General features: G+C 60.6%; 19 protein-coding genes. 15 read left to right on the forward strand and 4 right to left on the reverse strand.

From position 1 onward, the window contains the following. The first annotated feature begins 3 nt into the window (after positions 1-3). From murD to lpxC, 9 genes are all read left to right on the forward strand, one after another. Complete coding sequence (gene murD, locus CYD26_RS13305) at positions 4-1,350, forward strand: UDP-N-acetylmuramoyl-L-alanine--D-glutamate ligase (protein WP_099775722.1); 1,347 nt, start codon at positions 4-6, stop codon at positions 1,348-1,350. Beyond that, on the forward strand, positions 1,347-2,561 hold the full coding sequence (gene ftsW, locus CYD26_RS13310) for a putative lipid II flippase FtsW (protein ID WP_065758914.1): 1,215 nt from the start codon (positions 1,347-1,349) through the stop codon (positions 2,559-2,561). The genes murD and ftsW overlap by 4 nt, the downstream gene beginning before the upstream one ends. Continuing rightward, entirely contained in the window at positions 2,551-3,630 is a 1,080-nt protein-coding gene (gene murG, locus CYD26_RS13315) for an undecaprenyldiphospho-muramoylpentapeptide beta-N-acetylglucosaminyltransferase (RefSeq protein WP_065758915.1), read from the forward strand. Before ftsW ends, murG begins: the two co-directional genes overlap by 11 nt. Then, a complete protein-coding gene (gene murC, locus CYD26_RS13320; protein WP_102052801.1) occupies positions 3,623-5,077 on the forward strand; it encodes a UDP-N-acetylmuramate--L-alanine ligase in 1,455 nt (484 codons plus the stop codon). The genes murG and murC overlap by 8 nt, the downstream gene beginning before the upstream one ends. Continuing rightward, on the forward strand, positions 5,074-6,033 hold the full coding sequence (locus CYD26_RS13325) for a D-alanine--D-alanine ligase (protein WP_099775718.1): 960 nt from the start codon (positions 5,074-5,076) through the stop codon (positions 6,031-6,033). The genes murC and CYD26_RS13325 overlap by 4 nt, the downstream gene beginning before the upstream one ends. A gap of 4 nt (positions 6,034-6,037) precedes the next feature. Then, positions 6,038-6,904, forward strand: coding sequence for a cell division protein FtsQ/DivIB (locus tag CYD26_RS13330; protein ID WP_065758918.1), 867 nt, complete (start codon positions 6,038-6,040; stop codon positions 6,902-6,904). A 14-nt stretch (positions 6,905-6,918) separates the two neighbouring features. Continuing rightward, positions 6,919-8,172, forward strand: a complete 1,254-nt coding sequence (gene ftsA / locus CYD26_RS13335) for a cell division protein FtsA (RefSeq protein WP_065758919.1) — start codon at positions 6,919-6,921, stop codon at positions 8,170-8,172. 57 nt (positions 8,173-8,229) lie between these two features. Then, positions 8,230-9,420, forward strand: a complete 1,191-nt coding sequence (ftsZ, locus tag CYD26_RS13340) for a cell division protein FtsZ (protein ID WP_065758920.1) — start codon at positions 8,230-8,232, stop codon at positions 9,418-9,420. A 112-nt stretch (positions 9,421-9,532) separates the two neighbouring features. Then, positions 9,533-10,444 (forward strand): UDP-3-O-acyl-N-acetylglucosamine deacetylase, encoded by a 912-nt coding sequence (lpxC, locus tag CYD26_RS13345; protein ID WP_065758921.1) that lies wholly within the window; start codon positions 9,533-9,535, stop codon positions 10,442-10,444. Positions 10,445-10,508: 64 nt separating this feature from the next. Here lpxC and CYD26_RS13350 read toward each other — a convergent pair whose 3' ends face one another. Next, entirely contained in the window at positions 10,509-10,976 is a 468-nt protein-coding gene (locus tag CYD26_RS13350; RefSeq protein ID WP_065758922.1) for a DUF721 domain-containing protein, read from the reverse strand. A 288-nt stretch (positions 10,977-11,264) separates the two neighbouring features. Between CYD26_RS13350 and secA the strand changes: the two genes are divergently transcribed. From secA to CYD26_RS13370, 4 genes are all read left to right on the forward strand, one after another. Beyond that, on the forward strand, positions 11,265-14,000 hold the full coding sequence (secA, locus tag CYD26_RS13355; protein WP_102052802.1) for a preprotein translocase subunit SecA: 2,736 nt from the start codon (positions 11,265-11,267) through the stop codon (positions 13,998-14,000). Between the two features lie 127 nt (positions 14,001-14,127). Further along, positions 14,128-15,345: a bifunctional glutamate N-acetyltransferase/amino-acid acetyltransferase ArgJ gene (gene argJ / locus CYD26_RS13360; protein WP_099775715.1), complete on the forward strand. Its 1,218-nt coding sequence runs from the start codon at positions 14,128-14,130 to the stop codon at positions 15,343-15,345. 88 nt (positions 15,346-15,433) lie between these two features. Further along, the gene (locus tag CYD26_RS13365; RefSeq protein WP_065758925.1) at positions 15,434-16,066 is read left to right on the forward strand and encodes a glutathione S-transferase family protein; all 633 of its coding nucleotides are present in this window, start codon (positions 15,434-15,436) and stop codon (positions 16,064-16,066) included. Further along, complete coding sequence (locus CYD26_RS13370) at positions 16,063-17,007, forward strand: Nudix family hydrolase (protein ID WP_102052803.1); 945 nt, start codon at positions 16,063-16,065, stop codon at positions 17,005-17,007. Before CYD26_RS13365 ends, CYD26_RS13370 begins: the two co-directional genes overlap by 4 nt. 38 nt (positions 17,008-17,045) lie before the next feature. Here CYD26_RS13370 and CYD26_RS13375 read toward each other — a convergent pair whose 3' ends face one another. From CYD26_RS13375 to CYD26_RS13385, 3 genes are read right to left on the reverse strand one after another with little or no spacing between them, the layout of a single operon-like run. Further along, positions 17,046-17,609, reverse strand: a complete 564-nt coding sequence (locus tag CYD26_RS13375; RefSeq protein ID WP_065758927.1) for a cob(I)yrinic acid a,c-diamide adenosyltransferase — start codon at positions 17,607-17,609, stop codon at positions 17,046-17,048. A gap of 2 nt (positions 17,610-17,611) precedes the next feature. Next, entirely contained in the window at positions 17,612-19,636 is a 2,025-nt protein-coding gene (locus CYD26_RS13380; protein WP_065758928.1) for an ATP-binding protein, read from the reverse strand. 51 nt (positions 19,637-19,687) lie between these two features. Beyond that, entirely contained in the window at positions 19,688-20,605 is a 918-nt protein-coding gene (locus CYD26_RS13385) for a putative 2-dehydropantoate 2-reductase (RefSeq protein WP_102052809.1), read from the reverse strand. Positions 20,606-20,719: 114 nt separating this feature from the next. Here CYD26_RS13385 and CYD26_RS13390 point away from each other — a divergent pair, with 114 nt between their 5' ends. Then, a complete protein-coding gene (locus CYD26_RS13390) occupies positions 20,720-21,205 on the forward strand; it encodes a YajQ family cyclic di-GMP-binding protein (protein WP_065758929.1) in 486 nt (161 codons plus the stop codon). 113 nt (positions 21,206-21,318) lie between these two features. After that, positions 21,319-22,158 (forward strand): mechanosensitive ion channel family protein, encoded by an 840-nt coding sequence (locus CYD26_RS13395; protein WP_065758930.1) that lies wholly within the window; start codon positions 21,319-21,321, stop codon positions 22,156-22,158. The last annotated feature ends 22 nt before the right edge of the window (positions 22,159-22,180 follow it).

A 22,180-nucleotide genomic window follows, 5' to 3' on the forward strand; every position in this document is an offset into this window, starting at 1 on the left:
CGCGTGTCCCTGATCGCTTCTGACCACTTCCGCATTGTTGTCGGCCTCGGCAAGAGCGGCATGTCCCTGGTTCGCTTCCTGGCGAGCCGGGGCGTTGCGTTTGCGGTCGCCGATACGCGCGAGAACCCGCCGGAGCTGGCAACGCTGCGGCGCGACTACCCACAGGTGGAAGTACGTTGCGGCGAACTGGATGTGGACTTTCTGTGCCGCGCTGACGAACTGTATGTCAGCCCGGGCCTGGCGCTGGCGACACCTGCATTGCAACAGGCGGCTGCCCGTGGCGTGAAACTGTCGGGTGATATCGAACTGTTTGCCCGCAATGCCAAGGCACCTATTGTCGCGATCAGCGGCTCCAATGCCAAAAGCACGGTGACCACCCTGGTCGGGGAGATGGCTGCGTCAGCCGGCAAGCGTGTTGCGGTGGGTGGCAACCTGGGTACCCCCGCCCTGGACCTGTTGAGCGATGACGTTGAACTGTATGTCCTGGAGCTTTCCAGCTTTCAGCTGGAAACCACGGATCAGCTCAACGCCGAAGTCGCGACCGTGCTGAACATCAGTGAAGACCACATGGACCGTTACAGCGGCCTGCCGGCGTATCACCTGGCCAAGCACCGGATCTTCCGCGGCGCGCGTCAGGTTGTGGTCAACCGCCAGGATGCCCTGAGCCGTCCCCTGCTGACCGATGGCCAGACCTGCTGGACCTTCGGTTTGAATGCCCCGGATTTCAAGGCGTTCGGTTTGCGTGAGGAGAATGGCGAGAAGTACCTGGCCTTCGAATTCCAGAACCTGATGCCGGTGCGTGAGCTGAAGGTTCGCGGCGCTCACAATCAGTCCAATGCCCTTGCCGCGCTGGCGCTGGGCCATGCTGTTGGCCTGCCGTTCGATGCCATGCTGAGCAGCCTGCGCAGTTTTACCGGCCTTGCACACCGTTGCCAGTGGCTGCGTGAGCGTGACGGGGTGAACTGGTACGACGACTCCAAGGCGACCAACGTCGGTGCAGCCCTGGCCGCTATCGAAGGCCTGGGCGCCGATATCGACGGCAAGCTGGTGCTGGTGGCTGGCGGTGATGGCAAGGGTGCAGATTTCAGCGCCCTGCGTGCTCCGGTGGCAGCCCATTGTCGCGCTGTGGTGCTGCTGGGTCGCGATGCCGAATTGCTGGCCCAGGCCTTGGGCGACAGCGTGCCGCTGATTCGTGTGAAGACCCTGGACGAAGCCGTCCAGCAATGCGCAGCGTTGGCCCGTCCGGGTGATGCCGTGTTGCTGTCACCCGCCTGCGCCAGCCTCGACATGTTCAAGAACTTTGAAGAGCGTGGGCGTCTGTTCGCCCACGCGGTGGAGGGGCTTTCATGATCTTTGGCATCATCAAGCCCTACCCATCACCGTTGATCACCGGGCGAGGTATCGACCTCGACTTCCCGTTGCTTGCCGGTTGCCTGGCCTTGTTGGGCCTGGGTCTGGTGATGATCACCTCGGCTTCCTCGGAAGTGGCGGCGGCGCAATCGGGCACACCGCTGTACCACATGTTCCGTCACCTGGTTTACGTGCTGCTGGGCTTGGGCGCTGGCGTAGTGACCATAATGGTGCCGATTGCCACCTGGCAACGCATGGGCTTCCTGATGCTGGTGGGTGCCTTTGGCCTGTTGGTGTTGGTGCTGGTGCCAGGCATTGGCCGGGAAGTGAACGGTTCGATGCGCTGGATCGGCTTCAGCTTCTTCAACGTGCAGCCGTCGGAAATTGCCAAGGTTTTCGTGGTGATCTACCTCGCCGGCTATCTGGTACGACGTCAGACAGAGGTACGCGAAAGCTGGATGGGCTTTTTCAAGCCATTCATCGTTTTGCTGCCGATGGCCGGCCTGTTGCTGATGGAGCCTGACTTCGGTGCCACCGTCGTGATGATGGGGGCGGCTGCAGCGATGCTGTTCCTCGGCGGTGTTGGGTTGTTCCGCTTCAGTCTGATGGTGGTGCTGGCGGTCGGAGCCGTGTTTGTTCTGGTACAGGCCCAGCCCTACCGGATGGCGCGTTTGATTACTTTTACCGACCCGTGGTCCGATCAGTTCGGTTCGGGATACCAGCTGACGCAGGCACTGATTGCGTTCGGTCGTGGAGAGTGGTTTGGTGTCGGCTTGGGCAACAGCGTACAGAAGCAGTTCTACCTGCCTGAAGCGCACACCGACTTCGTGTTTTCGGTGCTGGCTGAAGAACTGGGCGTCGTTGGCTCGCTGGCGACCGTTGCCTTGTTCCTGTTTGTTACGGTGCGGTCGCTGTACATCGGTCTGTGGGCCGAGAAGGCCAAGCAGTTCTTTGCCGCGTACATGGCGTTCGGCCTGGCCTTCCTGTGGATCGGTCAATTCTTGATCAATATCGGGGTGAACGTCGGCCTGCTGCCGACCAAGGGCCTGACGTTGCCGTTCCTCAGTTACGGTGGCAGTTCCCTGGTGATCTGCTGTGCCTGTGTGGGGTTGCTGCTGCGAATCGAGTGGGAGAGTCGAACCCACCTGGGCAGTGAAGAGCACGAATTCGATGAAAGCGATTTTGCCGAGGAGCCGAATCATGGCCGCTAATGGCAAGAACGTCTTGATCATGGCAGGCGGCACTGGGGGCCACGTGTTCCCTGCGCTGGCCTGTGCCCGGGAGTTCCAGGCACGCGGTTACACCGTGCATTGGCTGGGAACGCCGCGAGGCATTGAAAACGAACTGGTTCCTCAGGCGGGGCTGCAGCTGCACCTGATCAATGTCAGTGGCCTGCGTGGCAAGAGCAAGCTGTCGCTGCTCAAGGCGCCGCTCACGGTGCTCAAGGCTGTGTTGCAGGCGCGCCAGGTGATTCGTCGGCTCAAGCCCGTATGCGTATTGGGTTTCGGCGGCTATGTCACCGGCCCGGGCGGCGTTGCGGCGAAGCTCTGTGGCGTGCCACTGGTGATTCACGAACAGAACGCCCGTGCGGGGACGGCCAATCGTTTGCTGGTACCGCTGTCTGCGCGTGTCTGCGAAGCGTTCCCGGACACCTTCGCCGCTTCGGAAAAACGTCGTACCACCGGCAATCCGGTACGCAGCGAGTTGTTCCTGGAACCTGTGCGCGAACCGCTGGCCGGTCGCCGTCCGCACCTCTTGATCCTCGGCGGCAGCCTGGGTGCCGAGCCGTTGAACAAATTGTTGCCCCAGGCATTGGCGCTGGTTGCGGAACCAATCCGCCCGAAAGTGTTCCATCAGGCCGGGAAACAGCATGATCAGATCACTGCCGAGCGCTATCGCGAAGCGGGGGTCGAGGCTCAGGTAGAGCCCTTTATCAAGGACATGGCCCAGGCCTATGGCTGGGCTGATCTGGTGGTGTGCCGTGCAGGTGCGTTGACGGTCAGTGAGCTGGCGGCAGCAGGACTGCCGTCGTTGCTGGTGCCATTGCCCCACGCAATCGACGACCACCAGACCCATAACGCCCATTATCTGGCTCGTGAAGGCGCCGCCTTCCTGATGCCACAAGCGACAACTGGCGCAGCGCAGCTCGCTGAACGCCTGAACGAGGTGCTGATGCAACCGGAAAAACTCAACACGATGGCCTGCACCGCACGGCGCTTGGCCAAGCCCGCTGCCACCCGCACCGTGGTCGATATCTGCCTGGAGGTGGCCCATGGTTGAGAATCGCAAAGCCATGCCTCAACCTGAAATGCGCCGTATCCGTCGTATCCATTTCGTCGGTATTGGCGGTGTGGGGATGTGCGGCATTGCCGAAGTGCTGTTGAACCTGGGTTATCAGGTCTCGGGTTCTGATCTCAAGGCTTCGCCGGTCACCGAGCGCCTGCTGTCGTTCGGCGCCGAGATCTTCATCGGCCACCGCGCCGAGAACGCTGCCAGCGCCGATGTGCTGGTGGTCTCCAGCGCGGTCAATACAGCCAACCCTGAAGTCGCTACGGCCCTGGAACGTCGTATTCCCGTGGTGCCGCGTGCCGAGATGCTCGCCGAGTTGATGCGCTACCGTCACGGTATTGCCGTTGCCGGCACCCACGGCAAGACCACCACGACCAGCCTGTTGGCCTCGGTGTTCGCCGCAGGTGGCCTGGACCCGACGTTTGTCATCGGTGGTCGTCTGAATGCAGCCGGTACCAATGCCCAGTTGGGCACCAGCCGCTACCTGATCGCCGAAGCCGATGAGAGCGACGCCAGCTTCCTGCACCTGCAGCCGCTGGTGGCTGTGGTCACCAACATTGATGCCGACCATATGGCGACCTATGAGGGTGACTTCAACAAACTGAAGAAAACCTTTGTCGAGTTCCTGCACAACCTGCCGTTTTATGGCTTGGCAGTGGTATGCCTGGACGACCCGGTGGTACGTGAGATTCTGCCGCTGATCAAACGCCCGACCCTCACTTACGGCGTCAGCGAAGAAGCTGACGTACGGGCAATCAATATTCGCCAGTCGGGCATGCAGACGCACTTCACCGTGCTGCGTCGTGACCGCGAGCCGCTGGATGTCTCGGTGAACATGCCGGGTAACCATAACGTGCTCAACGCCTTGGCAACCATCGCCATCGCGACCGATGAAGGCATCACCGACGAGGCCATCGTCCAGGGGCTTTCGGGCTTCCAGGGTGTTGGTCGACGCTTCCAGGTCTATGGCGAGCTGCCAGTGGACGGCGGCAGCGTGATGCTGGTGGACGACTACGGCCATCACCCGACCGAAGTGGCTGCCGTGATCAAGGCCGTGCGCGGTGGTTGGCCGGAGCGCCGTCTGGTGATGGTGTACCAGCCGCACCGTTATAGCCGCACCCGCGACCTCTACGACGACTTCGTGCAGGTACTGGCCGATGCCAACGTGCTGCTGTTGATGGAGGTTTATCCCGCTGGAGAGGAGCCGATCCCCGGCGCCGACAGCCGTCAGCTTTGCCACAGCATTCGCCAGCGCGGCCAACTCGACCCGATCTACATCGAGCGCGGCATCGAACTGGCGCCGTTGGTCAAACCTCTGCTGCGTGCCGGCGACATCCTGCTGTGCCAAGGGGCAGGTGATATCGGTGGCCTGGCCCCACAATTGCTGAAGAGCCCGTTGTTCGCGAGTGTTGCAGCCAGCGAAGGGAAATCGAAATGACTGTTAACGACTATTCGAAACTGCATTCACACATCGCACCGAAGGATTTCGGTCGGGTTGCCGTGCTCTATGGCGGCAAGAGCGCTGAGCGTGAGGTCTCGCTCAAGTCGGGTGCCGCGGTCATTGACGCGCTGCAGTCTGCCGGCGTCGACGTGGTTGCCATTGATGTTGGTGACGATCTGCTCAGCCGTCTGCAGAACGAAAAGATCGACCGCGCGTTCATCATTCTCCATGGCCGCGGCGGTGAAGATGGCAGCATGCAAGGCCTGTTGGAGTGCCTGGGCATTCCTTACACCGGCAGCGGCATTCTCGCGTCGGCCCTGGCCATGGACAAATTGCGGACCAAGCAGGTCTGGCAGAGCCTGGGTATTCCAACCCCGCGCCATGCCGTGCTGGCCAGCGAAGCCGACTGCGTGGCCGCGGCGTCGGCCCTGGGCTTCCCGCTGATCGTCAAGCCTGCCCATGAGGGTTCGAGCATCGGCATGGCCAAGGTGCACAGCCGTGACGAGCTCATCGTGGCGTGGAAGGACGCTGCCCGTTATGACGCTCAAGTGCTGGTCGAGCAGTGGATTCAGGGGCCGGAATTCACCGTGGCCGTGTTGCGCGACAAGGTGCTGCCACCGATTGCCCTGGGTACGCCGCACTCGTTCTACGACTACGACGCCAAGTACCTGGCCAACGATACCCAGTACCGCATTCCCTGCGGCCTGGACAGCGCCAAGGAACAGGAACTGATCGACCTTACCGCACGTGCTTGCGAAGCCATCGGCATCGCAGGGTGGGGGCGGGTTGATGTGATGCAGGACGAGCAGGGCCGGTTCTGGCTGCTCGAAGTCAATACCGCACCAGGCATGACTGATCACAGCCTGGTCCCGATGGCGGCTCGCGCAGCCGGCCTGGACTTCCAGCAGTTGGTGCTGGCAATCCTGGCCGCTAGCGTTGAGGCGCGAGGTTAAGCCCATGCAAGGCGCGATGTTACGTCATCAGCAACCCGCCACCGGCCGCAAGCCGGTGCCGCGTGGTGCCAGCCGGATGGTGGCCAAGGAGCCACTGTCGGCGCGCCTGCCCAAGGCAAGGTTCAGTGTTTTCAAGCGTCTGCTGTGGCCGGTATTGCTGGTGGTCGCCGGTTTCGGTGCCTACGAGGGCGCGCAACGCCTGATGCCGTACGCCGATCGGCCGATTACCAAGATCGCCGTACAGGGTGACCTGAGTTACATCAGCCAGCAGGCGGTGCAGCAGCGAATCGCGCCTTATGTCGCGGCGAGCTTCTTTACCGTAGACCTGGCGAGCATGCGCGCCGAGCTGGAGCAAATGCCCTGGATCGCTCGCGCCGAAGTCCGTCGCGTCTGGCCGGATGAGGTCGTGATCCACCTGGAAGAGCAGTTGCCGATTGCGCGTTGGGGGGATGATGCCTTGCTCAACAACAAGGGCCAGGCCTTTGCCCCGCGCGAGCTGGCCAACTATGAGCACCTGCCGCAGCTGATCGGGCCGCAGCGGGCGCAGTTACAAGTGATGCAGCAGTATCAGATTTTGAACCAGATGTTGCGGCCCATGGGTTTCTCGATCGCGCGACTGGAATTGCGTGAACGTGGCAGCTGGTTCCTGACCACGGGCGCTGGCAGTGCCGGTCCGGGTATCGAGCTGCTGCTGGGGCGTGACCACTTGGTGGAAAAAATGCGCCGTTTCATTGCCATTTACGACAAGACACTCAAAGAGCAGATCACCAACATCGCCCGCATTGATCTGCGATATGCCAACGGCCTGGCCGTCGGCTGGCGGGAACCGAATGCACCGACGACGGCCCAACCCGCCGTTGCGAAGAATTAGAGAGAGGCAGGACCATGGCAAATGCGCATAGCGGCAAAATGATCGTCGGGCTGGACATTGGCACCTCCAAGGTGGTGGCGCTGGTGGGCGAGGTCGCGGCTGACGGTACCCTGGAGATCGTCGGGATCGGTACGCATCCATCGCGCGGCCTCAAGAAGGGCGTAGTCGTGAACATCGAGTCGACCGTACAGTCGATTCAGCGCGCGGTTGAAGAGGCCCAACTGATGGCCGGTTGCCGCATTCACTCGGCATTCGTTGGCGTTGCCGGCAATCACATCCGTAGCCTGAACTCCCACGGTATCGTTGCCATTCGCGACCGTGAAGTCAGTGCCGCCGACCTTGAGCGCGTTCTGGACGCTGCCCAGGCCGTGGCCATCCCTGCCGATCAGCGCGTCCTGCACACCCTGCCGCAAGACTACGTGATCGATAATCAGGAAGGCGTACGCGAGCCGTTGGGTATGTCCGGGGTGCGTCTGGAAGCCAAGGTTCACGTGGTGACCTGCGCGGTCAATGCCGCCCAGAACATCGAGAAGTGTGTACGTCGCTGCGGCCTGGAAATCGACGACATCATTCTCGAACAACTGGCCTCGGCCTATTCGGTACTGACCGATGACGAGAAAGAGCTGGGCGTGTGCCTGGTGGACATCGGTGGTGGCACTACCGATATCGCCATCTTCACTGAAGGCGCTATCCGTCATACCGCAGTGATCCCGATTGCGGGCGACCAGGTGACCAACGACATCGCGATGGCCCTGCGTACCCCGACCCAGTACGCCGAAGAAATCAAGATTCGCTATGCCTGCGCCCTGGCCAAGCTCGCCGGTGCTGGGGAAACCATCAAGGTGCCGAGCGTAGGTGATCGCCCTCCGCGTGAACTGTCGCGTCAGGCGCTGGCTGAAGTGGTCGAGCCACGTTACGACGAACTGTTCACCCTGATCCAGGCCGAGCTGCGTCGTAGCGGTTACGAAGACCTGGTACCCGCGGGCATCGTCCTGACCGGCGGTACCTCGAAGATGGAAGGCGCTGTAGAGCTGGCGGAAGAGATTTTCCACATGCCGGTACGCCTGGGTGTACCGCACAGCGTTCGCGGCCTCAGTGATGTGGTCCGCAACCCGATTTATTCCACTGGTGTGGGCCTGCTGACCTACGGGCTGCAAAAGCAGTCCGACGGCGTGACCCTGACCGGTATTAACAGCAACAGCTATGGCGATGAACCGAAGGCACCCGTGCTGGAGCGCTTGAAGCGTTGGGTGCAGGGCAACTTTTAAAGTTTCAAAGCAGTAGTAGTAGGCGCAAAAAACTAGAGAACTGTAAGGAGAGGGAAAATGTTCGAGCTCGTAGACAACGTCCCGCAAAGTCCGGTCATTAAAGTGATCGGCGTCGGTGGCGGCGGTGGCAACGCCGTCAATCATATGGTCAAGAGCAACATCGAAGGCGTCGAGTTCATCTGCGCCAACACCGATGCTCAGGCGCTGAAAAACATCGGCGCGCGCACCATCCTGCAGCTGGGTACTGGCGTGACCAAGGGCCTGGGTGCTGGTGCCAATCCTGAAGTCGGTCGTCAGGCGGCACTGGAAGACCGTGAGCGCATCGCTGAAGTACTGCAGGGCACCAACATGGTGTTCATTACCACGGGCATGGGTGGTGGTACCGGTACCGGTGCTGCGCCGATCATCGCCGAAGTGGCCAAGGAACTGGGCATCCTCACCGTTGCCGTCGTCACCCGGCCGTTCCCGTTCGAAGGCCGCAAGCGCATGCAGATTGCCGACGAAGGCATTCGCGCACTGGCTGACAGCGTCGACTCGTTGATCACCATCCCCAACGAGAAACTGCTGACCATCCTGGGTAAAGACGCCAGCCTGCTGTCGGCGTTCGCCAAGGCCGATGACGTGCTGGCAGGGGCCGTTCGCGGTATCTCCGACATCATCAAGCGCCCAGGCATGATCAACGTCGACTTCGCCGACGTGCGCACCGTGATGAGCGAAATGGGTATGGCGATGATGGGTACTGGCTGCGCCAGCGGCCCGAACCGTGCTCGCGAAGCCACGGAAGCGGCCATCCGCAACCCGCTGCTCGAAGACGTCAACCTGCAGGGCGCCCGTGGCATCCTGGTGAACATCACCGCAGGTCCTGACCTGTCGCTGGGTGAATACTCCGATGTGGGTAGCATCATCGAGGCGTTCGCGTCCGATCACGCCATGGTCAAGGTCGGTACCGTTATCGATCCGGACATGCGTGACGAGCTGCACGTTACCGTAGTGGCTACCGGCCTGGGTGCGAAAATCGAGAAGCCGGTCAAGGTTATCGACAACACCATGCAGACCGCGTCCGTGCAGACTCCTGCACCTGCGCCAGTGCGTGCCGAGCAACCATCGGTTAACTACCGTGATCTGGAGCGCCCGACTGTAATGCGCAATCAGGCTCATGCCGGTGCTGCAGCGGCTGCTAAACTCAACCCACAAGACGATCTGGATTACCTGGACATCCCGGCATTCCTGCGTCGTCAGGCTGATTAATGAAATTTATCAGGGGTATAAGGGTGATTGGTGTTCAGCAAAGGCCGGGTCTGCTATTATCCCCAGCCTTTGTTGATACCAGTTCGCAATTTGCGCTGAAGCGGCCAATGCCATGATTAGACAACGCACCCTGAAGAATATTATCCGTGCCACAGGTGTCGGCCTGCACTCCGGGGAAAAGGTTTACCTGACCCTCAAACCCGCCCCTGTGGATACCGGCATCGTATTTTGCCGCGCCGACCTCGACCCCGTGGTGCAGATTCCTGCCCGCGCGGAAAATGTTGGCGAGACCACTATGTCGACGACTCTGGTCAACGGCGATACCAAGGTAGATACGGTAGAGCATCTGCTCTCGGCCATGGCTGGCCTGGGCATCGATAACGCCTACGTCGAGCTCTCCGCGTCCGAAGTGCCGATCATGGACGGTAGCGCTGGGCCCTTTGTATTCCTGATTCAATCTGCCGGCCTGGAAGAACAGGACGCAGCCAAGAAGTTCATCCGCATCCTGCGCGAAGTGACAGTGGAAGACGGCGACAAGCGCGCTACTTTCCTGCCATTCGACGGGTTCAAGGTGAGTTTCGAGATCGATTTCGATCACCCGGTGTTCCGCAACCGTACCCAAAGCGCCAGCGTGGACTTTTCCAGCACCTCGTTCGTGAAGGAAGTCAGCCGCGCCCGTACCTTCGGGTTCATGAGCGACATCGAGTACCTGCGCAAGCATAACCTCGCACTCGGCGGCAGCGTGGAAAACGCCATCGTCGTCGACAAGGAAGGCGTGTTGAACGAAGACGGTCTTCGCTACGAAGACGAGTTCGTCAAACACAAGATCCTCGACGCCATCGGTGATCTCTACCTGCTGGGCAACAGCCTGATCGGCGAATTCCGTGGCTTTAAGTCCGGGCACGCGCTGAACAACCAGCTGCTGCGCAAGCTGATTGAGGAAAAAGATGCTTGGGAAGTGGTGACTTTCGAAGATGCCAGTACGGCGCCGATCTCTTACATGCGTCCGGTTGCGGCAGTGTAAGTACGAACACTCTCTTCTTTAGTTTTTGGGGCCACCTTCGGGTGGCCTTTTTTATGCGTGCCGTTCAGTCGTGCGCGGGATTTTTGTCCTTGGCGTGGTTGGCCAGGCGCTCCAGCGCAGCGCGCAGTTTTGGATCACTGATGCCCTCGGCTGTCGCCTGAATGTTTTCGGCGGCCCGGTTGGAGATGTCGAGCGGGTGCCCGTGGGCTTTGGGTGCGGTGGTGGGGGGCTGCACCTTGAACAGGATTCGGTTCAGGTTGTAGAACGCTTCCAGGCTCTGTAGCTGGCGTTGCAAGCGTTTTTGTTGATACCGCAGGCGGGTCGCCCAATGACCGTCAGTGACGATCAGCAGCAGTGTCCCTTCGCGCCAGGAGGCGACGTGGCAATGCTCGCGTGCTGCGGGTTGCAACTGGCTTTCCACCAGGCGCTGCAAGTGTGCCAGGCGTTGTGCCTGGTTGAGCAGAGCCTTCAGAGGCCGCGCCTCGCGCAGCAAAATGGCTGGCGCGCGTGCAGTCAGGGGGCGAAAAGCCATGGTTGGTTACCTGAGGTTACAGAGCCCCATAGCTTACCAGATCGTCCTGCGCTGACCGCGTTAGAGGCGCTGTAAATGCAGTCTTGTCTCAGTTATGGGTTGAAACTGACGAAAAAGCCCTTATTTTAGGAAAGCCCCGTCAAAGCGCTGTGCCAGCACTGTGGAAAACAACGCCACTTTCCTCTCCATCGTTTCCGGGTAGAATGCTCGTTCGCATGCGGCCATAAGGGCTGCACGGGCGACTCACGGGGCCGCCCTCCATCCCTACGTGTGGAAGATCCTGCCGATATGTTTGCGCCTTTGTTAAAGAAACTTTTTGGAAGCAAGAATGAGCGTGAAGTCAAACGCATGCTCAAGACGGTACAGATCGTCAATGCCTTCGAAGAGCAGATGGTGGCCCTTTCGGATGAGCAACTACGCGGCAAGACCGCCGAGTTCAAAGAGCGCCTGGCCAAAGGCGAGACCCTGGACAATCTGCTGCCTGAAGCCTTCGCGGTCGCTCGCGAGGCCGGTAAGCGGGTCATGGGGATGCGTCACTTCGACGTGCAGTTGATCGGTGGCATGACCTTGCACGAAGGCATGATCGCAGAAATGCGTACCGGTGAAGGCAAGACCTTGGTCGCAACCCTGGGCGTCTACCTCAACGCATTGTCTGGCAAGGGCGTGCACGTGGTCACGGTCAACGACTACCTGGCCCGTCGCGATGCCAACTGGATGCGCCCGCTGTATGAGTTCCTCGGCCTGACCGTCGGTGTGGTTACACCGTTTCAGCCGCCGGAAGAGAAGCGTGCGGCCTATGCTGCCGATATCACCTACGGCACCAACAACGAATTCGGTTTCGACTACCTGCGCGACAACATGGCGTTCAGCATGGAAGAGAAATTCCAGCGTGAGCTGAATTTCGCCGTGATCGACGAAGTCGACTCCATCCTGATCGACGAAGCGCGTACCCCTCTGATCATCTCCGGTCAGGCGGAAGACAGCTCCAAGCTGTACATCGAGATCAACAAGCTGATCCCGCGCCTCAAGCAGCACATCGAGGAAGTCGAAGGCCAGGTCACCCAGGCCGGTCACTTCAGCATCGACGAGAAGAGCCGTCAGGTCGAGCTCAACGAAGCCGGTCACCAGTACATCGAAGAGATGCTTTCCCAGGTCGGCCTGCTGGCCGAGGGCGAAAGCCTTTACTCGGCCCACAACCTGGGCCTGCTGACCCACGTTTATGCCGGCCTGCGCGCGCACAAGCTGTTCCATCGCAACGTCGAGTACATCGTCCAGGACGGCCAGGTCCTGCTGATTGACGAGCACACCGGTCGTACCATGCCGGGCCGACGCCTGTCCGAAGGCCTGCACCAGGCGATCGAAGCGAAGGAAAACCTGAATATTCAGGCCGAGAGCCAGACCCTGGCGTCGACCACCTTCCAGAACTACTTCCGTCTGTACACCAAGCTGTCCGGCATGACCGGTACTGCTGATACCGAGGCGTTCGAGTTCGCGCAGATCTATAACCTGAACGTTATGGTCATTCCGCCGAACAAGCCGCTGGCCCGTAAGGATTTCAACGACCTGGTCTACCTGACGGCAGAAGAGAAGTACGCTGCCATCATCGCGGACATCAAGGAAAGCCTGGCCCAGGGCCGTCCTGTACTGGTAGGTACTGCGACGATTGAAACCTCTGAGCACATGTCCAACCTGCTCAAGAAGGAAGGCATCGACCACAAGGTCCTCAACGCCAAGTACCACGAGAAGGAAGCCGAGATCATTGCGCAGGCCGGTCGTCCAGGCGCGCTGACCATCGCTACCAACATGGCGGGTCGTGGTACCGACATTCTCCTGGGCGGTAACTGGGAAGTTGAAGTGGCGGCCATGGAGAACCCGAGCCCTGAGCAGGTTGCCCAGATCAAGGCCGACTGGCAGAAGCGTCACCAGCAGGTGATCGAGTCTGGTGGTCTGCACGTGATTGCGTCCGAGCGCCACGAATCGCGTCGTATCGACAACCAGTTGCGCGGCCGTTCCGGTCGTCAGGGTGACCCGGGTTCCAGCCGTTTCTACCTGTCGCTGGAAGACAGCCTGATGCGCATCTTCGCCTCTGACCGGGTGAAGAATTTCATGAAAGCGCTGGGTATGCAGTCCGGTGAGGCGATCGAGCACCGCATGGTGACCAACGCCATCGAAAAAGCACAACGCAAGGTTGAAGGGCGCAACTTCGATATTCGTAAGCAATTGCTCGAATTCGACGACGTGGCCAACGAGCAGCGTAAGGTGATCTACCACATGCGCAACAGCCTGCTGGCTGCTGACAATATTGGTGACACCATCGCTGACTTCCGTCAGGAAGTACTGGATGCCACCGTCAGCCAGCACATTCCGCCGCAGTCGCTGCCCGAACAGTGGGACGTGGCCGGTCTGGAAGCAGCTCTGGCCAGCGATTTCGGGGTCAAGCTGCCGATTCAGAAGTGGCTCGACGAAGACGATCACCTGTACGAAGAAACCCTGCGCGAGCGCCTGCTGAACGAGCTGCTGGCGGCGTATAACGAGAAGGAAGAGCAAGCCAGCGCCGATGCCCTGCGCACCTTCGAGAAGCAGATTCTGCTGCGCGTTCTGGATGACCTGTGGAAAGACCACCTGTCGACCATGGACCACTTGCGTCATGGCATCCACCTGCGTGGTTATGCACAGAAGAACCCGAAGCAGGAGTACAAGCGCGAGTCGTTCAACCTGTTCCAGGAGCTGCTGGACTCGATCAAGCGCGATACCATCCGCGTGCTCTCGCACGTTCAGGTTCGCCGCGAAGACCCGATCGAAGAAGAGGCGCGTCTGCGCCGCGAAGCCGAGGAATTGGCCCAGCGCATGCAATTCCAGCATGATGCTGCGCCAGGTCTGGAGCAGAATGACGAGCAGGAAGAAGGCGCTGAAGTTGCTGTTGCCGCTGCGCCAGTGCGCAGCGAACAGAAGCTGGGGCGTAACGAACTGTGCTGGTGTGGTTCGGGCAAGAAGTTCAAGCATTGCCACGGCCAGATCAACTGACGATCCCGCCCAGGTAACACGCTGACATTTGAACACCGCGCCGCGACAGGCTTCCTGCCTTCGCGGCGTTGTTCCATCTCAAGCGCCGCGGCAACGAGCTCGGCGTATTTTTTTTAGGAGCGCTTTCATGGCTGTTGGTCTTGGTCCTTTGCCAACGTTGCACCCGGTCCCAGGTTTTGAACTCGGCATCGCCTCGGCGGGCATCAAGCGCCCAGGGCGCAAGGATGTCGTGGTCATGCGCTGTGCCGAAGGCTCCAGCGTGGCAGGTGTGTTCACCCTGAACGCCTTCTGTGCGGCACCTGTAATCCTCGCCAAGCAGCGTGTACAGGGCACCGTACGTTACCTGCTGACGAACACTGGCAATGCCAACGCTGGTACCGGTGCACAGGGCCTGGCGGCTGCTGAGCGCGCTTGCGCCAAGCTGGCCGAGCTGGCTGGCGTTGATGCCAGTGCGGTGTTGCCGTTCTCCACCGGCGTCATCGGCGAGCCGCTGCCGGTCGAGAAGATTGAAGGCGCTCTGCAAGCCGCGCTGGACGATCTGTCGGAAAACAACTGGGCAAACGCTGCGACCGGCATCATGACCACCGACACCCTGCCCAAGGGCGCGAGCCGTCAGTTCCAGCACGATGGCGTCACGGTCACCGTGACCGGCATCAGCAAGGGCGCGGGCATGATTCGCCCGAACATGGCGACCATGCTGGGCTACATCGCCACCGATGCCAAGGTTGCACCGCACGTGCTCAAGGACCTGCTGCTGGACGGCGCGAACAAGTCGTTCAACCGCATTACTATCGATGGCGATACCTCGACCAACGATTGCTGCATGCTGATCGCGACTGGCAAGGCCGCAGTACCTGAAGTCACCGAAGCCAGCGGCCCGCTGTTCGCGGCGTTGAAGCAGGCAGTGTTCGAGGTATGCATGGAGGTGGCACAGGCTATCGTTCGTGATGGTGAAGGTGCGACCAAGTTCGTGACCGTTGAAGTCAACGGCGGTGGCAATCATCAGGAATGCCTGGACGTTGCTTACGCAGTGGCCCACTCGCCGCTGATCAAGACCGCGCTGTTCGCCTCCGACCCGAACTGGGGCCGTATTCTGGCGGCAGTAGGCCGTGCGGGTGTGCCGAACCTGGATGTGAGCCTGATCGACGTCTACCTGGGTAGCGTCTGCATCGCCAGCAAAGGCGGCCGCAGTGCCAGCTATACCGAAGAGCAGGGCGCCGCTGTCATGGCGCAGGAAGAAATCACCATTCGCATCGAGTTGGGCCGCGGCCAGTGCAGCGAGGTCATCTGGACCACTGACCTGTCCCATGAGTATGTGAAGATCAACGCCGAATACCGGAGCTGATCGACTCGTTGACCAGGCCGGCTCCAGCGCGAGCCGGCCTGGTCGGCGACAGCGGCGGTACATTCTCCAAACCTTCTGGAGCCGAACCATGAGCTACCACCTGATCATCGGCGACAAGCTTTATTCCTCCTGGTCACTGCGCGCCGCCCTGGCGCTGGAACTGACCGGAGCGTCCTACACCGAGCAACTCGTCAAACTCAATCAACCTGATACCCGCGCCCGCTTGCTCGAGCATTCGCCGACCGGCAAGGTGCCGTTGCTCAAGTCCGAGCATGGCACCATCGCCGACTCCCTGGCGATTGCCGAGTACCTGGCCGAGCGTCATCCGGACGCCCATCTGTGGCCGACCGACGTCGCTGCCCGTGCTCAGGCCCGCTCTGCCTGTGCGCAGATGCACAGTGGTTTCTTTGCCTTGCGTGGCACCATGCCATTCGACCTGAGCCGTGACCAGGCGTTGGACGTAACCCCGGCGGACGTCCAGGCGGATATCGACCGTATTGTTGCCTTGTGGGCCGAGTGCCGTGCTGCCGCAACCGCCAGTGGCCCGTTCCTGTTTGGCACGCCTAGCCTGGCCGACGCGTTTTTTGCGCCAGTGGCGGTTCGCCTGCGCACTTACCGGGTTGAACTGCCGGTTGAAGCGCTCAACTACATCGAAGCGATTTACCAGTGGCCCGCTTTCCAGGCCTGGCAGAAAGCGGGATTGGCGGAGTGTGGACGGTGAAACGTATTCATGTAGCTGCCGCCGTGATTCGCGGTACCGATGGCCGGGTGCTGATTGCTCGGCGTGCCGACAGTCAGCATCAGGGCGGCCTTTGGGAGTTTCCGGGCGGCAAGGTCGAGGAGGGCGAAGCCGTACAGGCTGCGTTGGCCCGTGAGCTTCAGGAAGAGCTGGGTATTGCCGTCAGTGCGGCGCGGCCATTGATCAAGGTCAAGCACGACTACCCGGACAAACAGGTGCTGCTGGATGTGTGGGAGGTGTCCGCGTTTACCGGTGAGCCCCACGGTGCCGAGGGCCAGCCGTTGGCCTGGGTGGCACCACGTGAATTGGCGCAGTACGACTTCCCTGAAGCCAACCGGCCGATTGTGGCGGCTGCGCGTTTGCCCGGTGAGTACCTGATTACCCCGGACGGCCTGGAAACGTCCCAGTTGCTGCGCGGTATGCAGAAGGCCATTGCTGGCGGCGTAAAGCTGCTGCAATTGCGTGCGCCGAACATGTATGACCCGCAGTACCGCGACCTCGCCGTGGATGCTGTCGGCCTCTGTGCTGGCAAGGCACAGTTGATGCTCAAGGGGCCGTTGGAGTGGTTGGGCGACTTCCCGGCGGCCGGTTGGCACCTGACTGCGACGCAGTTGCGCAAGTACGCCAGCAAGGGGCGTCCGTTCCCGCAGAACCGTTGGCTGGCAGCGTCCTGCCATAACGCCGAAGAGTTGGCGTTGGCTGAGCGGATGGGGGTTGATTTTGTCACCCTCTCGCCGGTGCAGGCGACGCAGAGCCATCCGGATACCGCGCCATTAGGCTGGGAGCAGGCCTCGCAGTTGATCGAGGGCTTCAATCGTCCGGTGTTCCTGCTCGGTGGCGTTGGCGATGCAGAGCGTGAGCGGGCCTGGCAGAGCGGTGCGCAGGGTGTTGCCGGGATTCGGGCCTTCTGGCCCGAGATGTAACCACAGGGAATCGTGCTTGATGGGCGCTGACTGGCGCCTCAGGGTTTGGCTGCAGGCTGCCACAGCACCTCGGCCACGCCCTGGCGCCGCCCAATCAGCCGTGCCGCTACGAACAGTAGGTCGGACAACCGGTTGATGTAGGCCAAACCAACCCCAGTCAATGGCTCAATGGCGTTCAGCGTTTGGCAGCGTCGTTCGGCACTGCGGGCCAGGCTGCGGCAGACATGGGCCTGGGCGACCAGGGCTGAGCCTCCGGGCAGAATGAAATTCTCCAGCGGTCCCAGTTCATCGTTCCAGCGATCGATCACCTGCTCCAGTGATTCCACTTGCGCATCATTCAAGGCTTGATAACTGGGCATCGCCAGCTCGCCTCCCAGATCGAACAGTCGATGCTGACAAGGTGAAAGCACTTCGATCAGTTCTGTCAGGGCAGGGTCCGTCGCAAGGCCTGCCAGCAGCACGCCAAGCTGGCTGTTGAGCGTATCCACTTCGCCAATGGCTTCAATGCGTGGGTGATCCTTCGGTACTCGGCGGCCATCGCCCAAGCCCGTTTCACCCTTGTCGCCCGTGCGGGTGTAGATCTTCGACAAACGAAAACCCATGTTCAAGACTCCGTCTTTTGGTTCGGTGTGGGGGTTGCCAGGGGCAGGCGCAAGGTGAAGCAGGTGCCTTGACCGGGTGCTGAGTGCACCTCCATCTGGCCTTTGTGGTTATTGGTGATGATGAAGTAGGAGACGGACAGCCCCAGCCCGGTGCCCTGGCCAATCTCCTTGGTGGTGAAGAACGGCTCGAAGGTCCGCTTGCGGACGGCTTCCGTCATGCCGACACCATTGTCTTCGACCTGGATCTCGGCCCATGGCGGATTCAGTCGCGTGCGCAGGATGATGCGACCTGGCTCGCTATCATCCTGGCGCTGGTGAATCGCCTGAGCCGCGTTTTTAAGCAGGTTCAGCAAAACCTGTTCAAGCTCGTTCGCCGTGCAGGGTACCGGCCCCAGTTCAGGGTCGAACTGGCGGACAATGGCTTGGCCTTTGAAGTCGAAACCGATGGTCAGGTCGAAGTCGTTGCTGGCGATTTCTACCGCCTGGTCGATCAAGGCTGGCAGGTCGCAGGGCACCAGTTGGCGATTGCTGCGGCGGCTGAAGCTGAGCATATGGGTGACGATCTTGGCCGCTCGGGTGCCGGCCTGCTGGATGCCATCGAGCAGTTGCGGCACTTCGCGCAGTTGCAGGTAATGGTTGACGACGCTCAGGTCGATACCCGCTTCGTTGGCTTGCTCGATGTTCTTTGGCAAGTCAGGCGACAGCCGCCGCCGGATATTCTGGACGTTGTGCAGAATCGCCCCGAGTGGGTTGTTGATTTCATGCGCCATGCCCGCTGCCAGGCCGCCGACCGAGAGCATTTTTTCCGATTGCACCATCATTTCCTCAAGCGACAGGCGCTGGGTGATGTCGTCGATACGGATCACCACGCCACGTCCGCCACCGCCCATGAGTGGGTAAAAGGTCAGAGCATAGTGGCGAGGCTCGTCGTCCTTGGTCCAGGTGACGCGTTCAATTTTCGCTACCCGGTGCTTCTCGACGCTTTCCTTGAGTTGCGGCAGGAAGGGGCGTAGCGGCTCGAACGCGAGGAAAATCGGCTGGTTCAGCGCCTCGTCCAGCGGTGTGCCGGAGAGGGCGGTGGCTTCCTGGTTCCACTGGGTGACGTAGAGCTGCTCGTCGAGTGCGATCAGGGCCGAGGGCATCGAGTCGATAATGCTGTTGAGGTAGTTCTGAAAACCGGTGAGTTTTTTCTCGATCTTGCTGCGTACCTGGACTTCCAGTTCAAGCTTGCGGTTGGTATGGCGTGTTTCCTCGGCCAGGCCCTGAGCCTGGTCGAAGGCATCCTGGAATTCGTCGCGAGCGCGCTTGAGCTGCTGTTCGCGTGCTTCGATGCGCGAAAGCATCGTGTTGAAGGCTTCTGCGAGGCTGCCGATTTCGTCGCGGTTACCCGGCTGGGCGCGCAGGGCATAGTTCTCTTCACGGGTCACCTGGCGCGTGAGCTGTTCAAGCCGGTCGATGGGCTCGGTAATCAGGCGCTTGATCTGCCGGGCGATGATCATCCATAGCAGCACACTGAACACCAGAATCCCCAGGCTGGCGGTCAGCGTGCCGGTGTAGAAGGCCATCGGCAGTTCGCTACTGGCCACCAGCAGCAAGTGGCTGGGCGGTGAACCAGGGCGTGGCAGCGGGATCAGTTGGGTGTTGCGAAATTCGGTGAGCCGCCAGGTTTCGATGTTGCGATAGCGTTTGGGCAGGTCGAGTAATTCGCCGTGCTGCAATTGCGCGAGACGCTTGCCATCGCTGCCATACAGGGCGGCAGCGCGCAGTGGTGAATAGCTGTCCAGCTCCCTGAGTAGCCGGTCGGCGGCTTCCGGTGAGTCGCTAGCCTGTTGCGCCAGTTGAGGGTTGGATACCAGTCGACCGATGGTCTGCAACGCCTGGGGCGCCATGCTCTCTTGAGAGATCCAATAGGCAGCACTGATGAAGGTCAGGTTGGCGACCAACATCACGGTAATCAGCAGCACCAGCAGGGCAGCCAGTAGCTTTTGCCCAACGGGCAGGTTTTCCAGGCGTTCGCGCAATGGCATGGTTGAGGCGTGATCCTGGTGGGAGGTTAGGCGCCCAGAGTACCGCCCGATTCAGTCGCTGGGCAATCCATGCGCATTCAGGTACTCGACCAGGCGCCGGTGGAGCCGTTCCAGGTGCGGCAATTCGCAGCCATGACGGGCGGCAATGCGGCAGGCATGGCCGAGCAGGTAGTGGATCTCTGTGCGGCGGCCCTGACGGACGTCCTGGTACATCGATGAGTAGTTGGCGGCGGTAGCCTGAATCACCCGCTCTACCTCCTCGGCGAGGCCATCGGCGGCCTGTGGTTGACCACAGCGGCGCAATAGCTCGGCGAGCTCCACGCACAGGGTCGCCACTTCGCAGTGGTGTTCGCTCAGGCCGCCATTGCGGCACTCATGCAACACCGTCAGTGGGTTGATGGCGCAGTTCAAGGCCAGTTTGCGCCAGAGGCGGGTAAGGATGTCGGGTGTCCACTGGTGTGGTATCCCGGCGTCTTCCAGTTCATCGAGCCAGTCGGGCGTGCTGGGCCTGGCGGGATCGCCCAGCCAGTTGAAGCCGTGGCCGGCAAACACCACCTGCCAGTCCGCCTGACGAAAGGCGCCTTCCGTGCTGGAGGCGAAGATACAACGTGCGTGGGGCACCAGGGCGGCAACCTCGTCCTGGCTGCCCAGGCCGTTCTGCAGCAGGATCAGCTCGGCATTGGGGGCCAAGCGGGGCAGCAGGGGAGCAACCGCCTTGTGTGCGTCGTAGGCTTTGCAGGCCACCAGCAGACGGTGGATAGGCCCTGCGCCCGTCGCTGTCTGTGCGGGAATGGCATGAGTGTGCGCCTGATCCTGTTCGATCAGCGTCAGGCCGCCCGCGGCCTCATAGGCAGCCACACGCTCATCGTCCCGCAAGATCAGGCGTACTGCTTTGCCTGCACGAGCCAGACGACAGGCCCAAAGGCTGCCCAGACTGCCGGCGCCGAGAATATGCCAGGTGCTGCTCATCCGCGTTTCGCAACCGTTATAATGAGCGAGCATTTTAACCGTCAAACCCGGCGCGCTCCATCGTGCTCTTTCATCAGGGCAGGTAGCGTGTCTTTTATTTTTGGAGAAAAGGATATGCCGTCGTTCGACGTGGTATCGGAACTGGACAAACACGAAGTCACCAACGCGGTAGACAACGCGATCAAGGAACTGGACCGGCGCTACGACCTGAAAGGCAAAGGCAGCTTCGAGTTCAAGGAAAAGGAGCTGACTGTCAACCTGACAGCCGAAGCCGAATTCCAGCTTGAGCAGATGATTGAAATCCTCAGGTTGTCGCTGATCAAACGCAAGATCGACGCCCAATGCCTGGAGATCAAGGATGCTTACCCGTCCGGTAAGGTCATGAAACAGGAAGCCGTCCTCAAGGAAGGTATCGACAAAGAGCTGGCGAAAAAGATCGTTGCCCACATCAAGGAGGCCAAGCTCAAGGTTCAGGCCGCCATCCAGGGCGAGCAGGTACGGGTAACCGGCAAGAAGCGCGACGATTTGCAAGAGGCCATCGCCGCCTTGCGTGCCAAGGAATTCGGCATGCCATTGCAGTTCAACAATTTCCGCGACTGAGCACCCTGCGTCAGGAACCTCGGCGCCGTTCTGGCGTCCGAGCTTCTCTAGGCCGTTGATACGATTGCGGTGGGATATTTACGCTTTTTGCCATTTGGCATCAGGAGAGCACTATGGATTTGAACGCTGAAGTCGATCAACTGGTCAAGACCTCACAAAGCTGGATTCCATTGATCATGGAGTACGGCAGCCGTTTTCTGTTGGCGCTGCTCACGTTGTCCATCGGTTGGTGGCTGATCAACAAGGTGACATTCCGTCTGGGCAAGTTGCTGGCTTTGCGTAATGCCGACCTTGCACTGCAGGGGTTCATCAGTAGCCTGGCCAACATCGCCCTCAAAGTGCTGTTGATGGTCAGCGTCGCTTCGATGATCGGCGTAGAAACCACGTCCTTCGTTGCCGCCATTGGTGCCGCAGGCCTTGCCATTGGCTTGGCATTACAGGGCAGCCTGGCGAACTTTGCCGGTGGCGTGCTGATTTTGCTGTTCCGTCCGTTTCGCATTGGTGATGTGATCGAAGCGCAAGGGGTCAGCGGAACGGTGGATAACATCCAGATCTTCCACACGGTGCTGCGTACGGCTGACAACAAGACCGTGATCATGCCCAACGGCAGCCTGTCCAACGGCATTATCACCAACCACAACCGCCAGCCGACCCGTAAGGTCGTGTTTGATGTTGGTGTCGACTACGATGCCGACTTGCAGGCTGCGCGCCGCGTGTTGCTCGAGCTGGCCAATGACCCACGGGTTCACAAGGATCCGGCGCCACAAGCCGTCGTGTCGACCTTGGGCGACAGTTCTATCACCATTTCCCTGCGTGTCTGGGTCAATACCGGTGACTACTGGGATGTGTTGTTCATGCTCAACGAGCATGCCCGTGATCGCCTGCGTGCCGAGGGGATCGACATTCCCTTTCCGCAGCGCGTGATTCGCGTGGTCCAGGAAGCGACTGCCTAAAGCGTTGCCTGTGCAGGCGCCA

The organism is Pseudomonas sp. FFUP_PS_473, assembly GCF_002858665.1.
In the GTDB taxonomy this organism is placed as follows: domain Bacteria; phylum Pseudomonadota; class Gammaproteobacteria; order Pseudomonadales; family Pseudomonadaceae; genus Aquipseudomonas; species Aquipseudomonas defluvii.

Excerpts from the sequence above, each read along its gene's own strand:
- ftsW (WP_065758914.1), top strand. The coding sequence starts at position 1,347 with ATGATCTTTGGCATCATCAAGCCCTACCCATCACCGTTGATCACCGGG.
- murG (WP_065758915.1), top strand. The coding sequence starts at position 2,551 with ATGGCCGCTAATGGCAAGAACGTCTTGATCATGGCAGGCGGCACTGGG.
- murC (WP_102052801.1), top strand. The coding sequence starts at position 3,623 with ATGGTTGAGAATCGCAAAGCCATGCCTCAACCTGAAATGCGCCGTATC.
- CYD26_RS13325 (WP_099775718.1), top strand. The coding sequence starts at position 5,074 with ATGACTGTTAACGACTATTCGAAACTGCATTCACACATCGCACCGAAG.
- CYD26_RS13330 (WP_065758918.1), top strand. The coding sequence starts at position 6,038 with ATGCAAGGCGCGATGTTACGTCATCAGCAACCCGCCACCGGCCGCAAG.
- ftsA (WP_065758919.1), top strand. The coding sequence starts at position 6,919 with ATGGCAAATGCGCATAGCGGCAAAATGATCGTCGGGCTGGACATTGGC.
- ftsZ (WP_065758920.1), top strand. The coding sequence starts at position 8,230 with ATGTTCGAGCTCGTAGACAACGTCCCGCAAAGTCCGGTCATTAAAGTG.
- lpxC (WP_065758921.1), top strand. The coding sequence starts at position 9,533 with ATGATTAGACAACGCACCCTGAAGAATATTATCCGTGCCACAGGTGTC.
- CYD26_RS13350 (WP_065758922.1), bottom strand. The coding sequence starts at position 10,976 with ATGGCTTTTCGCCCCCTGACTGCACGCGCGCCAGCCATTTTGCTGCGC.
- secA (WP_102052802.1), top strand. The coding sequence starts at position 11,265 with ATGTTTGCGCCTTTGTTAAAGAAACTTTTTGGAAGCAAGAATGAGCGT.
- argJ (WP_099775715.1), top strand. The coding sequence starts at position 14,128 with ATGGCTGTTGGTCTTGGTCCTTTGCCAACGTTGCACCCGGTCCCAGGT.
- CYD26_RS13365 (WP_065758925.1), top strand. The coding sequence starts at position 15,434 with ATGAGCTACCACCTGATCATCGGCGACAAGCTTTATTCCTCCTGGTCA.
- CYD26_RS13375 (WP_065758927.1), bottom strand. The coding sequence starts at position 17,609 with ATGGGTTTTCGTTTGTCGAAGATCTACACCCGCACGGGCGACAAGGGT.
- CYD26_RS13380 (WP_065758928.1), bottom strand. The coding sequence starts at position 19,636 with ATGCCATTGCGCGAACGCCTGGAAAACCTGCCCGTTGGGCAAAAGCTA.
- CYD26_RS13385 (WP_102052809.1), bottom strand. The coding sequence starts at position 20,605 with ATGAGCAGCACCTGGCATATTCTCGGCGCCGGCAGTCTGGGCAGCCTT.
- CYD26_RS13390 (WP_065758929.1), top strand. The coding sequence starts at position 20,720 with ATGCCGTCGTTCGACGTGGTATCGGAACTGGACAAACACGAAGTCACC.
- CYD26_RS13395 (WP_065758930.1), top strand. The coding sequence starts at position 21,319 with ATGGATTTGAACGCTGAAGTCGATCAACTGGTCAAGACCTCACAAAGC.